Source organism: Paenibacillus sp. FSL E2-0178 (genome assembly GCF_038593005.1).
Lineage (GTDB): Bacteria > Bacillota > Bacilli > Paenibacillales > Paenibacillaceae > Paenibacillus_AQ > Paenibacillus_AQ phytohabitans.
In genome coordinates this window covers 173,407-187,240 of sequence record NZ_CP151953.1, presented here as the reverse complement: position 1 = coordinate 187,240, position 13,834 = coordinate 173,407, and the positions used below count along the sequence as shown (strand labels likewise).

Annotated in this window: 12 protein-coding genes; 2 read left to right on the top strand and 10 right to left on the bottom strand. The window is 51.4% G+C overall.

All coding sequences use genetic code 11. The annotated features are described in order from the left end of the window. Positions 1-71: 71 nt before the first annotated feature. From MHI42_RS00910 to MHI42_RS00875, 8 genes are all read right to left on the bottom strand, one after another. Positions 72-1,991, bottom strand: a complete 1,920-nt coding sequence (locus tag MHI42_RS00910) for an ATP-binding protein (protein WP_342422410.1) — start codon at positions 1,989-1,991, stop codon at positions 72-74. A 201-nt stretch (positions 1,992-2,192) separates the two neighbouring features. Then, positions 2,193-3,509: a hemolysin family protein gene (locus tag MHI42_RS00905; protein ID WP_171715897.1), complete on the bottom strand. Its 1,317-nt coding sequence runs from the start codon at positions 3,507-3,509 to the stop codon at positions 2,193-2,195. 313 nt (positions 3,510-3,822) lie between these two features. Further along, positions 3,823-4,236 (bottom strand): spore coat protein GerQ, encoded by a 414-nt coding sequence (gene gerQ, locus MHI42_RS00900; protein WP_246354154.1) that lies wholly within the window; start codon positions 4,234-4,236, stop codon positions 3,823-3,825. A 188-nt stretch (positions 4,237-4,424) separates the two neighbouring features. Further along, complete coding sequence (locus tag MHI42_RS00895) at positions 4,425-4,847, bottom strand: cell wall hydrolase (protein ID WP_042137747.1); 423 nt, start codon at positions 4,845-4,847, stop codon at positions 4,425-4,427. A 286-nt stretch (positions 4,848-5,133) separates the two neighbouring features. Then, positions 5,134-5,526, bottom strand: coding sequence for a DUF2500 domain-containing protein (locus tag MHI42_RS00890; protein WP_042137749.1), 393 nt, complete (start codon positions 5,524-5,526; stop codon positions 5,134-5,136). A 225-nt stretch (positions 5,527-5,751) separates the two neighbouring features. Continuing rightward, the gene (locus tag MHI42_RS00885; RefSeq protein WP_171715899.1) at positions 5,752-5,928 is read right to left on the bottom strand and encodes a hypothetical protein; all 177 of its coding nucleotides are present in this window, start codon (positions 5,926-5,928) and stop codon (positions 5,752-5,754) included. A gap of 215 nt (positions 5,929-6,143) precedes the next feature. Beyond that, positions 6,144-7,436 carry a YCF48-related protein gene (locus MHI42_RS00880; protein ID WP_042137750.1) on the bottom strand — a complete coding sequence of 431 codons (1,293 nt, stop codon included), beginning with the start codon at positions 7,434-7,436 and terminating at the stop codon, positions 6,144-6,146. A gap of 28 nt (positions 7,437-7,464) precedes the next feature. Continuing rightward, positions 7,465-8,850 carry an amino acid permease gene (locus MHI42_RS00875; RefSeq protein WP_171715901.1) on the bottom strand — a complete coding sequence of 462 codons (1,386 nt, stop codon included), beginning with the start codon at positions 8,848-8,850 and terminating at the stop codon, positions 7,465-7,467. Between the two features lie 267 nt (positions 8,851-9,117). On the opposite strand from MHI42_RS00875, the gene MHI42_RS00870 reads away from it, so the two are divergent. Continuing rightward, positions 9,118-10,041: an L-lactate dehydrogenase gene (locus MHI42_RS00870; protein ID WP_342422409.1), complete on the top strand. Its 924-nt coding sequence runs from the start codon at positions 9,118-9,120 to the stop codon at positions 10,039-10,041. Positions 10,042-10,411: 370 nt separating this feature from the next. Here MHI42_RS00870 and MHI42_RS00865 read toward each other — a convergent pair whose 3' ends face one another. Then, entirely contained in the window at positions 10,412-11,344 is a 933-nt protein-coding gene (locus tag MHI42_RS00865) for a tyrosine-type recombinase/integrase (protein ID WP_342422407.1), read from the bottom strand. Further along, positions 11,341-12,255, bottom strand: a complete 915-nt coding sequence (locus MHI42_RS00860; protein ID WP_342422406.1) for a LysR family transcriptional regulator — start codon at positions 12,253-12,255, stop codon at positions 11,341-11,343. The genes MHI42_RS00865 and MHI42_RS00860 overlap by 4 nt, the downstream gene beginning before the upstream one ends. A 117-nt stretch (positions 12,256-12,372) precedes the next feature. Here MHI42_RS00860 and MHI42_RS00855 point away from each other — a divergent pair, with 117 nt between their 5' ends. After that, positions 12,373-13,689, top strand: coding sequence for an amino acid permease (locus tag MHI42_RS00855; RefSeq protein WP_342422405.1), 1,317 nt, complete (start codon positions 12,373-12,375; stop codon positions 13,687-13,689). The last annotated feature ends 145 nt before the right edge of the window (positions 13,690-13,834 follow it).

Genomic DNA, 13,834 nt, shown 5'->3' with positions numbered 1-13,834 from the left:
GGACTGTCGTGATAAAAGATAAGTTACTTTAAAATTATATAATTAAAGTTCTCTCCTTGGCAAACCCTACATTATACAGCTTTTGTTGCCGGAGGCACTCCGCTGTCTTCATTTTCTTGGTTGTAAATCAGCTCCGGCGATGAATCCAGCGACTGTAGCACAATTCTGAAAAAGAACTGGGTCCCGCCGCCCGGCGCCGGTTCCGCCCATATTTCTCCCTGCATAAGCTCCACCAGCTTCTTGCAAATGGCCAAACCCAGACCAGTACCGGGATATTTACGCGTGTGGGAAGCATCCACCTGGGAAAAGGATTGGAACAGCAGCTGCAGCTTATCCGGCGGAATGCCAATACCCGTATCCTGCACTTTGAATTGCAGCGTCTGAGAGGCTCCCATCAGGCCGCAGGATTCAACAGTAACTGTAACCGCTCCCGAAGGAGTGAATTTCACCGCATTGCCGATTAAATTAACCAGGATCTGACGGATCCGCGCAATGTCTCCCACGAACTTGCCGGGAAGCCCCTCTTCTACCGACAGCACAAACGACAATTGCTTGTCTCTTGTGATCACTTCGAACAGCTCCATACACTCCTGCAGCAGCACAGTCAGCTGAAACGGCTCCTGGTTCAACACGAGACCATCTGCTTCCAGGCGGGATATATCGAGAACATCACTCATTACATGAAGCAATGCCTGGCTGCTGGTACTCTGCAGCTTCAGCAGCTCCAGATGCTCGGGTTTGCTGATTTCTTCGGCCAGCAGCTGATTGATGCCGATAATTCCGTTCAGCGGCGTGCGGATTTCATGGCTCATCGTCGCCAGAAACTCGCTTTTCATCCTGGCAGCACTCTCTGCCGCATCCCGGGCCTGAATCAGTTCATGCTGGTACTGCATCAGGGCAGTGACATCCTCGGCAACGATATAGACCAGCTGTTCCTTATTATGAAGCAATGGAAATACCGTTACGCTGCAGATCATCTGCTGGCCGTCCCTGGTGATAACCTTCAGCTCCAGCTTGGAGGACTTCCCTTGGGAGGCATTGCGCACAGCTTCCTTGACCGCGGCTTCATCCCTTTCACTGTACAGGATGTTCTTGAATTCCCCCAGTTCTTCTCTTCCATATCCGGTGGTATACCGCAGGGCAGGATTGGCACTGATGATCTTCTTAAGGGCCGGATCAATACACAGCACCATATCCGGGTTATGCTCGAACAAGGCCATATAACGCTGCTCATTAAACGCTGCAAAGCGGAGCACATGCTGCCGGTCCCTATAGAGCAGGCCAAGCACAATCGTCACAATGAACAAGAAGGAACCTCCCAGAATGATGCCCAGCAGTGAATCATCCAAGAGCGGAGCGCGCCCTGTATACAAGAATGAGTCTACTACTGTGAAGGAAGCGCCGGCCATTGCAGAATAATGTATACCTGTGAACGCTCCGGTCAGAGTTAACACGAGCAGCAGTTTTTTGACACTGAACATGTTGTAGGCATTCTCCAGCCATTTCGGGTCGTAGGATGCGGTAATAACAGGGACAACCAGGGCGAACAGGATGGACAGGATAATGGAAAAGAACCCTTGTTCATACGTTGCTGAGAGCTTCATCGCCAGAATGCCGCTGAAATGCATGATCAGGATTCCGCTGCTGAACAGCATGCCGCCAAGACCCAGATAGACACGGCTGCGGGTATGGGGGTTGCCAAGCATTACGAACAGCATATAAGAAGCGGCCACAGGAATGATCAGCGAGAACACAAGCAGCAGCAGATCATACGATACCGGAACTCCCATATCCATCGCCCGCATTCCAATAAAATGCATACTCCACATCCCTGTACCCAGCACTACAGAGATAAGCAGAATATAGAGATTCCCCTTGCGGCCACGGAGAAGCCGTTCCGCCAGATCCAGGGCTGTGAAACACGATAGAAATGCTATAGCAACAGATAAGAGGACAAGCAGATCATTGTAATGATTCGGATGATGCTCCATAGCCTCTCTCCTTCCTTGATTTCACAATATTGCACTGCACCTATTTACACTACCTTACCCTTGGTGAATCCAGTCGAATCGTGGATTTTGCCTTATGGGACAAGCAGTTTTTGCCTAAGGAGAGCACTGCAAAAACCGGAGCCCCTGAATGCAAAAAAAAGCACAGCGCTGTAACAGCGCCATGCTCTTGTCTTCTTGTAATTACGCTCCGGCTTCCTCCGTCAAAAACTGCACCTTCAGCAGCTTAATCCGGGAAATCCGCTTATTGTCCGTCTCTTCTACCACGAATAAATGATTGTCAAACTCCACCGTCTGGCCTTTTTGCGGAGGATTGACCTCCAGCTTGGAATACAGCCAGCCGCCTATCGTATCGTAATCATCCGTCTCCATATGGATTCCGAGCGTATCATTGATCTCCTCAATCAGCATCAGGCCGTCGATAGAGAACTCATCCTCCCCCAGCTTCTCGATGCCGGGACGTTCCTCGTCGAACTCATCCTGAATCTCTCCGACAATCTCTTCCATAATATCCTCCAGAGTAACCATTCCCGAGGTACCGCCATACTCATCAATCAGGATAGCGATTTGGGTCTTGGCACGCTGCATGACCTTGAGGAGGCTGCTAATCTGAATCGATTCCGGTACAGTTAATATCGGACGGATCAATTCGTTATACTTGGGCGCATTATCACGGATCATATCCTTGATATGAATGAAGCCGAGAATATGGTCCTTGTCTCCGTCGCAGACCGGATAACGGGTTCTCATTCCGTCAAAGGCAATTTCAAGATTCTCGTCCGTCTCCAGATGCGTGTTAAGACAGATCATTTCCGTGCGCGGAATCATAATCTCCCTGGCCATCGTGTCGGCAAATTCGAAGATATTATCCACCAGGGTCATTTCCGTGTTGTCGATCAATCCGCTTTTGTTGCTCTCCTGCATCAGAATGCGTATTTCTTCCTCCGTATGGGCTGTAGCCAGCTCCGATGCCGGCGTCAGACGGAAGATACGCAGCAGCCCCCGTGCCAGGCCGTTAACCACCCAGATGAAGGGATACATGATCCGGTAAAAGACATTCATCGGACCTGCAGCAAGCAGAAGTACTGCCTCGGCTTTATTCACCGCAATGGTCTTCGGGGCAAGCTCGCCAAGTACAATATGCAGAACAGTGATGAACATAAACGCAATGATAAGCGAGACCACAAAAACAGTTGTTTCTCCGAAGCCGAGGTTCGTAATAACCGGCCCTACAATCGTAGCAATCGCCGGTTCTCCTAGCCAGCCTAGCGCAAGCGAGGCAAGTGTTATGCCAAGCTGACAGGCCGACAGATAACCATCCAGATTATGAACAATCTTTCTTGCTGCAGGGGCTCGCTTGCTGCCTTCCTCAATCAGTGAATCAATGCGCCCGCTGCGCACCTTCACCATCGCATACTCAACCGAAACAAAAAAACCGTTAAGCAGCACAATCAAAATAATAAGACCTACATTTAATATACCGGGTAAAGGGTCGCTCAATTTATACTCCTATCCGCCGTTTCCTGTGCGGGCGGATAGGCCCACCTCCTTCGTTTGTTCAAAATGTCAGACTGGATCATGCCAGCTGTTCCTTTCCGTATCAATTTCCCAATGCCTTCATCTCCAGTACATAAATCACGGATTATAAATAATACTTTTATTATATAAATATATTAGGTGAAACAGCAAGCATGCGTGTCCCCTCGAAAAATACAGCATATGTGCGTACGGTAGCAAAAGAAACGGCTGACCGCCTTTAAACAAAGGTGGACAGCCGTTTTTGCGTTATTCTATGGATAAATGGCCAGAAAGCTTATCGGCAGCTCCGTACAACCGCCGGATTTCCGATAACTCCCGGATATTGATAGACAAGCGGCTCTTCAAAGGTGGCATAATCGAAATTTACCATCAGCAGCACAACCCGCTGTCCGGTCGCCCGGTCGCTGATAATCAGATGGTCGCGGCCGGCAGCTTCAAGCACACCGGTATAGACCTTGGCGTTCCAGTCTTTGTTGTTCTCGTAGGTGAAGTAGAAGGTGCCGACCTTGCCAAGGTTGAGGCGGAAGATGTTCTCCACATAAGACTGTTCGAACACCGGTGCAGTTGTTGAGACCACGGTTCCGGCAGGCGTCATGGGGCTGCCGCTGGTGACCTGCGGCGGCATGCTGCTCATAGTACCCATGGTACCCATGGTGCCCATGTTTCCAATGTTCCCCTTGTTGCTCATGGCACCCATAGTATTCATCGGGCCCATGCCGTTCATGTTGTTCATATTGTTCATGTTGTTCATGTTGTTCATGTTGCTCATGCCACCTGCTGGGTTGCTGCCCATCATATAATTAACGGGACGATAGGGTTGAACGATCATTTACGAATAACCTCCTTGAATTTGAATTAGCATTCACTTAAGCGTACCTAGAATAATGACGGGCAATCCACCTGGGTCGGAGTGAAGAAGCAGTGCGCCTTGTAGCGGCCGGTGTTCTGCTGGTTATACCAGTTGGCCGGACAAGCCCCGACAGGCCGGAAGAACCACAGTGCATTTGATGCTGGCCAGGTTCTTTCCCCGGCGATAGCGCGTTTTGCCAAACGGATGTCGGCCTCCCGTGCACGCTGATAGAAGTACCCCTTCTGCGGGGCTTCAAAGCCGCCCGGGCTCTGGTACACCATATCATTCACACTGCGGATGTTGTTGAAGTCCAGACAGTTGCCGAGGATCCGGTTGACCCCGACATTACCGACCATCAGCATGCCTGACTCCCCATCCTCTTCGGCCTCGGCCCGCATCAGCCGCGCAAGCACCCTTACATCCTCCGAATTCGTTTTGATGACGGCCACGCGTTCTCCTCCTTGTAATCACTTCATTGACAGTTATGGAACAAAGCTGTAACGCCAAGCATCCGTTGTTCTTTACTGCTCGCTGTATTGTATGTGCATTCGCCTAAGTGGTGACAGTCCCCGCCCAATTTCCTGCAGTCTGCAGCAATACTTTATACCATGAAAAACCTGCCTTTGAGCCGAGGCAAGCACAACCCAAATACCCCCTTGCACCGCTGACGGTTACAAGGGGGCTGCTGAACACTTTTCAAATAAACATCACACTATCCATGAACAAGCCTGTTCACTATTCCGCTGTGGAGTAATGCGGGCGCCGCTGAAAGCCATGATATCTTGTACCCTGATATGTCAGCACCCCTCTGTCCCCTTCAGCACTCATGCCATATTCATGGCCATCCACCTTGAACTCTCTGCGGACACCATCCTCCGCTTCATACGTCAGGTAGTAGGTTGTGCTGGTGCGGCTGCTCTCATCCTGTGCCTGCTGCTGGCGGACTTCGCTGCGCTTGCTGACAATGCGGGCGGGTATGGACTGCAGGGGGGCATTATTGTTCCGGCTCCACTGAAGCAGTCCTCTGCCTGCAGACACAGCGATAATCCCCACGACTACAGCGAGGAATATCGGCAATACCGTTCCTGTAAAATCAAACATCCAGGATGGATCCGGTCCCGTTCCCATGGTCTCTTCCCCCTTGTTCCCATCTGGTTAGATTCCCTGCCCTGCAGGTCTTCTCTACATGTATATGCCTCTTCCCTTCAAGACAGCATAACAAATGTGTAACAACCCCGGCTGCTCCGAGAGAATCTTCACTTGGGGTGATGACAGCACGCCAAAAAGACCACCTAAATCCCCCTATATCCGGGAACCTAAATGGTCTTCATTATACCAAAAGAGGTGATCACATTAAGCATGTACGAGATCTAGCAATTGTCTGGTTTCGCTTGTTTCTTCCGGCAGCATACCGTTGTCCGCCCAGCAAGCTCTGCATTGTTCTTCCGTTTCACACAGGTGAGCATCGTCACAGTTGTAGCACAATTGCAGCAGGTTTCTTGTCATATAATCCGTTTCAAATGTTTTCATAATAATCTCTCCTATTCGGGATGAAAGTTTGTGAAAAAATGAACTTGTTCTCTATGTGTTAAATATATCACAGGAGTGAAAGTTTGTCATGTGATTTTTTTCACATTTTTAAAGAAAATTTTAAATAAGATTTTTCCTTATATTAAGAGGGCTTTGCGGCCTTATTATCCAAAAGAAAAGGCTGCCCGCCAATGCGGACAACCTCTTAATTACCTTTACATAACCCGCCAGCTCACTCCGCCATTCGTAGTCTGCAGCAGGATAGATCTGCGGTCCTCTTCTTTCTGGATCAGCAGCCAGCCTACATCATCCGAGATGAATTGCAGCTTCACTACTTCCGGGTATTCCAGCAGCTTGGACTGCAGTACACTGCTGGCCGGAAGTGCCGTCCAGGTCTGTCCCTGATTCATCGTCTTGTACAGCAGGTTCCCCTCTAAAGACCAGCCCGCCTGCGAACTGAGGAATTCAGGTGCCACATGCCGGTTAATTCCCGTCAACGCCGGCCGGCTGAAGCTGATAAACTTCCAGTTCTCTCCCCCGTTTGCAGTGAAATAGCCGTTGTAGGTCATGCTGGCCTCTTTTTCTTTTTGACACCCTACAGACAGCCATCCGCTTGTATGATCCGTACCGAAGAATTCAGGTTCACCGGCAATGACCCGGTCACAGCCTCCAAAGCTCTCGTTGACCAGAAATTCAGAGCCTGCCGCCCAGGTTGCTCCGCCGTCTTTGGTGACATAGATCTTAGGCAGTGCCCCGGTCTGCAGCGTTACGAATCCGCGGCTCCCGTCCTTAAATATCATTCCGGTCGTAACGCCCGGCAGGGGAATTGTATTGTTTGGCAGATTCGGATTATACTGTTCATTCTGCATGACCAAGGCCCAGGTTGCCCCGCCGTCCTGCGTAGCATACAAGGCTTTGCTCTCTTTGGTGGAGCTGGCATCCCAGGAAGTCATCAGCCATCCATGGGACGGTGAACTGAAGTAGAACGAGGACAAGGTGTTGGTGTCAGGAAAAGCAGAAACTTTCCAGGTATGTCCCCCATCTGTTGTGCGCAGCACCACGGTCTCGGTCGTGCCGAAAGAGCTTCGTATAATCCAGCCGTTGCTGGGATCGGTGAAGAAAATCTCTTTGCCATACACCGGGTTGCTCAGAAACTGCACAGTCGTAGCCGGCGAGATATTGGCCCAGGTTTTGCCGTTATCAAGGGTCATATACATGCGCAGCTCATTTTTGGTGACACCCCAGGCTATTCCCGCTGACGGGTTAAGCAGCCTGAAGTCTGTCAGCCGGGTCTGAATCTGATATTTCGGGGCATTCTCATTATCGACGTTCTTGGCATCCGGTGTGATGACCGTAATCATCTGCCCTTCTTCCGGCGCTTCCGTCGGCTGCGGGGGCTGGGAAGGCTCGGGAGCGGGAGCAGAAGAACAAGCCGAGAGAATAAGTAAGGTCAGGAGAAGCAGCAGCACCCTTCTCAGAACCTTGTAACCTGAAGCTGTGGATGACAATGCTCTCTCTCCTCTTCCCGTTAATCCGTTATTTCTTCGTATTTAAATTACTGCGTTTGTATCCGTACAGACCATAGATTAGCAGTCCTACTGCAAGCCAGATCAGGAAGCCCATCCAGGTTTCTCTTCCCAGATTATACATTAGATAACCGCAGGCTGCCGCACTAAGGAGCGGAATGAACGGAACCCAAGGAACCTTGAAGCCTCTTCTGAGATCCGTTTTCGTACGGCGGAGCACAATAACACCCAGCGAAACCACCAGGAAGGCGAATAAGGTTCCGATACTGGTCAGATTGGCCAGCCGGTCAAGCGGGACGAAGCCGGTAAGAACGGCAATCAGTCCGCCGACCATCCATGTGCTGCGCACCGGCGTATGTGTTTTGGGGCTGACCTTGGACAAGCTCTGCGGCAGCAATCCGTCACGGGAAATGGCAAACAGCAGACGGGTCTGTCCGAACAGCATTACCAGCAGCACGGTAGTCATCCCGGCAATCGCACCTACAGAGATCAGACCGGCGATCATATTCTGGTCAACGAACCGCAGGGCGAACGATACCGGATCACTTACATTGAGGTTCTGATAAGGCACGATCCCCGTAAGTACCAGGGATACAGCGATATAGAGCACGGTACAGATCGCAAGCGACGAGATAATACCGATCGGCAGATCTCGCTGCGGACGCTTTACTTCTTCGGCAGCAGTCGAAATGGCATCAAATCCGATATAGGCAAAAAATACGGTTGCCGCACCATTCACTACACCATGGAAACCAAACGGCAGGAATGGCGTCCAATTCTCCGGCTTCACATAGAATATACCGGTGACGATAAACAGCAGCACCACCGAGATTTTGATCACAACCATCACTGCATTGAAACGGGCGGTTTCCTTAACCCCGCGTGTCAGCAGGTAAGAGATCAGCAGAATAATGACAACTGCAGGTAAATTAATAATGGTTCCTTTATCTGCATTATACGCCCCTGACAAAGCGGTGGGCAAATGAATGCCGAAGCCTTCCAGCAGTCCCTGGAAATAACCGGACCACCCGCTGCTTACCGCCGCTGCGGCTACACCGTATTCTAGCACCAGATCCCATCCGAGAATCCAGGCCAGCAGTTCCCCGAAGGCGACATAGCTGTATGCATAAGCGCTGCCCGATACGGGCAGTGTGGAAGCAAATTCGGAGTAACACAGTGCGGATAACACACAGGCAAAGCCGGCGATGATGAAGGACAGCACAAGTCCCGGTCCGGCATGCTCCGCAGCAGCCACTCCCGTCATTACAAAAATTCCGGTGCCGATAATGGCCCCTACACCGAGCATGGTCAGATCCATTGCACCCAGTGTCTTGCTAAGTTTCTCCGCTCCGGTATTCTGGGGAATAGCCAGCGGTTTTTTGCGGAATAAATCCATTCTGAAATTCGCTCCTGTCAAGTGGTTGAGTGGATAATAAGAAATACATTGTTAGCATGCCCGTTTTGGGGTAATGGATTAAAAGCGGACAGCTTGAAAACACTATCCCTAGAGATTATGATGGATAAGATTGGACCGCAAGTGGAAACGGCTCTGCCTTCCTTCTATAGGACGGTACCGTTTCAGCGAGAAATATAAGGATGAATGATGGTGTTTAACTTATACACCCTTATATTTCAAAATTCGAAAGCTGGAGGAGATCTAACAATGGCCCCATTTAAGCCCAATCGTGTCGTAGTGATCGGCACCGGTGCAGTCGGAACCACGACGGCCTATACGCTGCTGCTGCGTAAGCGCATGCCCGAACTAGTACTCATCGATGTTAACCATCAGAAGGCGCTTGGTGAAGCGCTGGATATGAACCATGGCATGCCATTTGTCGGCGGTGTGAAGCTGTGGGCCGGCACCTATGAGGACTGCAAGGAAGCCGACATCATCATCGTCACTGCCGGAGCCTCCCAGAAGCCTGGTGAAACCCGGATCGACCTGCTGCGCAAGAACATCTCGATCTTCAAAGATATCATCCAAAAAATCACGAAATACAATCATCACGCTATCCTGCTGATTGCCACAAATCCGGTCGATATTCTGTCGTATGCCACCTTGAAGATCAGCGGCTTCGACCGCAGACGGGTTATCGGTTCCGGTACTGTACTGGACAGCGCCCGCTTCCGTTACCTGATTGGGCTTCATAAGGAAATCGATCCGCGCAGTATTCATGGACAAATCATCGGTGAACATGGCGATTCCGAGCTGCCGGTCTGGAGTCTCGCCAATGTCGCGGGAATTGATCTGGGCTTCGATGAAGCGGAACGTGATGAGATCTTCGAGGACACCAAGAATGCCGCCTACGAGATCATAGATGCCAAGGGCTCTACCTCCTATGCCATCGCACTGGCACTGGACCGGATTGTTGCGTCCATTCTGAACAATGAAGGCTCCGTCCTGAATGTCTCCACACTGCTGAACAACTACAACGGCGTGTCAGATGTATTCCTCGGCGCTCCGTGTGTCGTAGACCGTTCCGGCGTGCGTGAAGTACTTGATCTTCCGCTCAGTGACGAAGAACAGCTTCTGTTCCAGCAATCCGCCGATAAGCTCAAAAATGAGATTGCCAAGCTGGAGCTATAGTCTCCGCGCATGGACAAGCCTGCCGCCAACCCACAGGGGATTGGCGGCTATTTTTACTTATAGGAAGAGATTCAAGATTCAGACTCTGCTTCTTCTTCAGCCCGCCTTACCATCAGACGCGCGAAGACGCGTTAACCGATTAAAGTCAGAATTGCTGTCCAGCTTATCAATTTCTTTCATCCATGGTCTAATCGTTGTGTCTACGACTTCGAGGCTTGTCCCTCTCCGCCTTCTACCCTGAATAATAACCCCTTATCATGTTAGCAATTCACGGCGGTGTTGTCATTATAAAAATGCACATTCCATGTGATTTATGCGTTATGTTTTGAACAAAAGTTCATAGTGTGTATTGACGCTGTTAGCTCCAGGTTCACGAGTCACCGCTGCCTGTCTTATACGGCATGCCGATCTGCAGTCTGGACATAGCTTCTTCCTTCTCACGGCTCGTAATATGTGTGTACACAGTGGTCGTCTGGATCGAGGAATGGCCCAGCAGCTCCTGCACCGTGCGCAGATCCGCTCCTTTGCGCAGCAGCATGGTGGCAAAGGAGTGCCGCAGCTTATGGCTGGAGTACGGCCGGCGCTGGGACGAAGGCACATCACTCTGGAAGCGGCTGAATGTATCCGCAGCAATCCCTTGGATGCCGCGGATGGAGAGCCGGCGGCCTTTTTGCGAGATGAACATCGCCTCCTCCTTGCTGTGCCAAGGATTAAGACGGTCCGTCAGCGCCTGGTCAAGATACGGGGCAATATCCTCAGGAACCGGGACATTGCGCCATTTGCGTCCTTTGCCGAAGACACGCAGTGAACGTCTCTCTACATTATAATCACTCTGATTCAGCGTATGTACTTCCCCTACCCGCAGCCCCATATACGACATCAGCAAAAAAACAGCCAGATTGCGGCTTCTGTACTTGCCGTCTACCGCTGACAGAAACCGCTGCAGGTCTTGTTCATCCAGATAGAGGGGCTCGCGGTTTTTTTCGGTTTTGGACTTCTTGATTCCGGCGGCCGGGTTGATATTCAGCAGCTCCAGCTCCGTCAGTGCCTTGAAGAGGCAGCTTATTGAGGCATGCTTACGGTTACGTGTCGCATCACTTACCCCGCGTTCCCGCACAGAAGTCAGATAGGAGACAACCTGCAGTTTTTTAACAGTACCCAGCTCCCGCCCGTTCAGACTGCCCAGAAATTCCCGTGCATCAGCAAGATAAGATTTCTGTGTATATGCTGTGTAGCCGGCGTCCTTCATCCAGATCAGAAAGGCATCCAGCTCTTCTTCATATTCATGCTCCGGCTCATTCATGCCCCGTGCTCCTCCTCTTCCCTCCACATTACAGCATGCTTCTGCACCGTTCCAAGAAACTCACTTAACGCTGGGGATTTCCACTTTTTGCTGTGATAGGCAATTTGGGTCGCCACCCGCTGGGATTCATCATTCCAGTTCAGCCGGCCCAGCTTGCCTTCCGCCAATTCCCTGCGGACCGTAATCATCGGCAGGAATGAGATACCGAGTCCAGCCATTACGCACTGCTTGATCGCTTCAATGCTCCAGAACTCCAGATTCGGATCGGGGAATACTCCATGACTGTTCAAATGGCGCTCGAACAAAGTGCGGTAAGTGCAGCCTGTTTCGGTATGCAGAATCGTTACATTTTTAAGATGCAGCGGTTCTACTTCTTCCAATTCCAGCAGCGGGTGATCCAGTGGAGCGACCAGCGCCATTGCTTCATGGATCAGCGTGTCACAGTACATCTCCTTATACTCCGTCTCCGGTTGGAGAAGAAAGGCTAGATCAAGCTCTCCTGAGCGGACGAATTCCGTCAGCTCCCAGCAGGCTCCCGGCTTCAGCGTAATCTGCACCTGCGGATGCCGGCTACGGAATTCCTTAATAATCCCCGGGAGGCGGAAGGCCGCCAAAGATTCAGGTGCACCAATCCGCAGCGAACCGGATATTTCCGTCTCCGACCGCAGGGCGTTCTCGGCCATCGTGTGCATCTTGGAGATTTCCTGGGCATACGGCAGGAGGCGGCGGCCGGCATCGGTGAGAATGATCTTTTTGCTGATCCGGTCAAACAGGGGCTGCTCCAGTTCTGCCTCCAGCGCCTGAATCTGTGCGGTAATGCTGGACTGGGCGTAATCAAGCTTCTGGGCTGCGCGGGTAAAGCTGCCGGTCTCAACTACAACGAGAAAGGTGAACAGATGCTTAGACTCCATAGTACCTCCTTCAACCTATCGGTTATTCGAATGGATTCCATTCGATAATTCCGTTTTTCCAATGGATCTATTATCTGATACTCTATATTTAAATACAAGGAAAGCGGGACTATTTATATGAAGGAAAATAAATCATTACAACGGAATATCGGGATGCCGCAGGCTATTGCCCTGTACATAGGAGCCGTCCTCGGCTCAGGTGTGTTAATCGTACCCGGACTGGCAGCGGAGATGGCTGGACCCGCTTCGCTGCTGGCCTGGGGATTCATGACCCTGCTGATTCTCCCGCTTGCGCTGTCCATGGGTCTGCTCTCGGCCAAATTCCCTAATGCCGGCGGGGTATCCCATTTCGTCACCCTGGCCTTCGGCCCGAAGGCAGGCGCACTGGTCGGCTGGTTCTTCCTCATGTCCGTGCCGATTGGCGGTCCTGTCGCTGCACTGACCGGAGCGGGCTATATGACAGCCGCCATGGGCTGGGGCGATCCGGCCAGAATTGCCATCGCTGCAGGAATGCTGGCCATTGGCCTGATTGTCAACTGGATCGGCATGAAGGTTGCCGGTAAAGTGCAGATCGCCGTGGTTATCGCGATTGTTGCCGTGCTGGTCTTCTCATTTGCTGCGGCTCTGCCAAGAATGGAGAGTGTCCACTTCACACCGTTTGTTCCGCATGGCTGGATGAGTGTCGGGCAGGCGGCGGCGATCCTCTTCTGGTGCTTCATCGGCTGGGAGGCCGTCTCACATCTGTCTGAAGAATTCAAGGACCCGCAGCGCGCTGCGGTCAAGGGTGTGACCATCGCTGCGGTCATTGTCGGAGTCCTCTATTTCCTCTCGGCACTCGCTACAGTCGGTACGCAGAGCTATCTCCGCGGAGGAGCCGACTCTTCACTGGTCTGGATCATCAGTCAGCCACTTGGAGCCTGGGGCGGATTCATTGCCGGACTCACCGGACTCTTCATCTGTACGGCGACGATCATCGCCTACTCAAGCGCTGCATCACGCGTAGCATATGCCTTATCACGGCAGGGATATGCCCCGAAATGGATGGGCCGCTTATCAGACCGCTATCAGACACCTGTGGGAGCGATCGGCTTCCTGACCCTCTGCTTCACAGCAGTGTTATCGCTGTATGGCAGCGGCCTGCTCTCGATTACGACACTGATTAAATTTCCCAATGCCACCTTCATCCTCACCTATATTGGCGGTTGTGCTGCAGGAATCCGCCTTTTGCGGGGCAGCCGGACAGGCGTGATGATCAGCTGGATTTCTTTTGCCGCTACGGTAGCCGTGTTTCCGTTTACAGGCTGGGCGATCATGTATCCACTGCTGATTACACTGTTGTTTGTTCTGGTGGATTATTTAAGACAGGGACGTAAACGTGCAGGAAATATTCCTGTAGCTAGTGATGCTGAAGAGATTTCCCGGCGCGCACTATAAAAGCGCTTATAAGAAACAGGCTGCACTCCTCCTTATTTGAGGATGCAGCCTGTTTATCTATATATAAGCGGCGGAGTTTCCAGCCCTTGACCAGAGCTTCCGTTCGCTTTACGTTTCAGAAAAGTGTCAGATGGTTATGGATGAA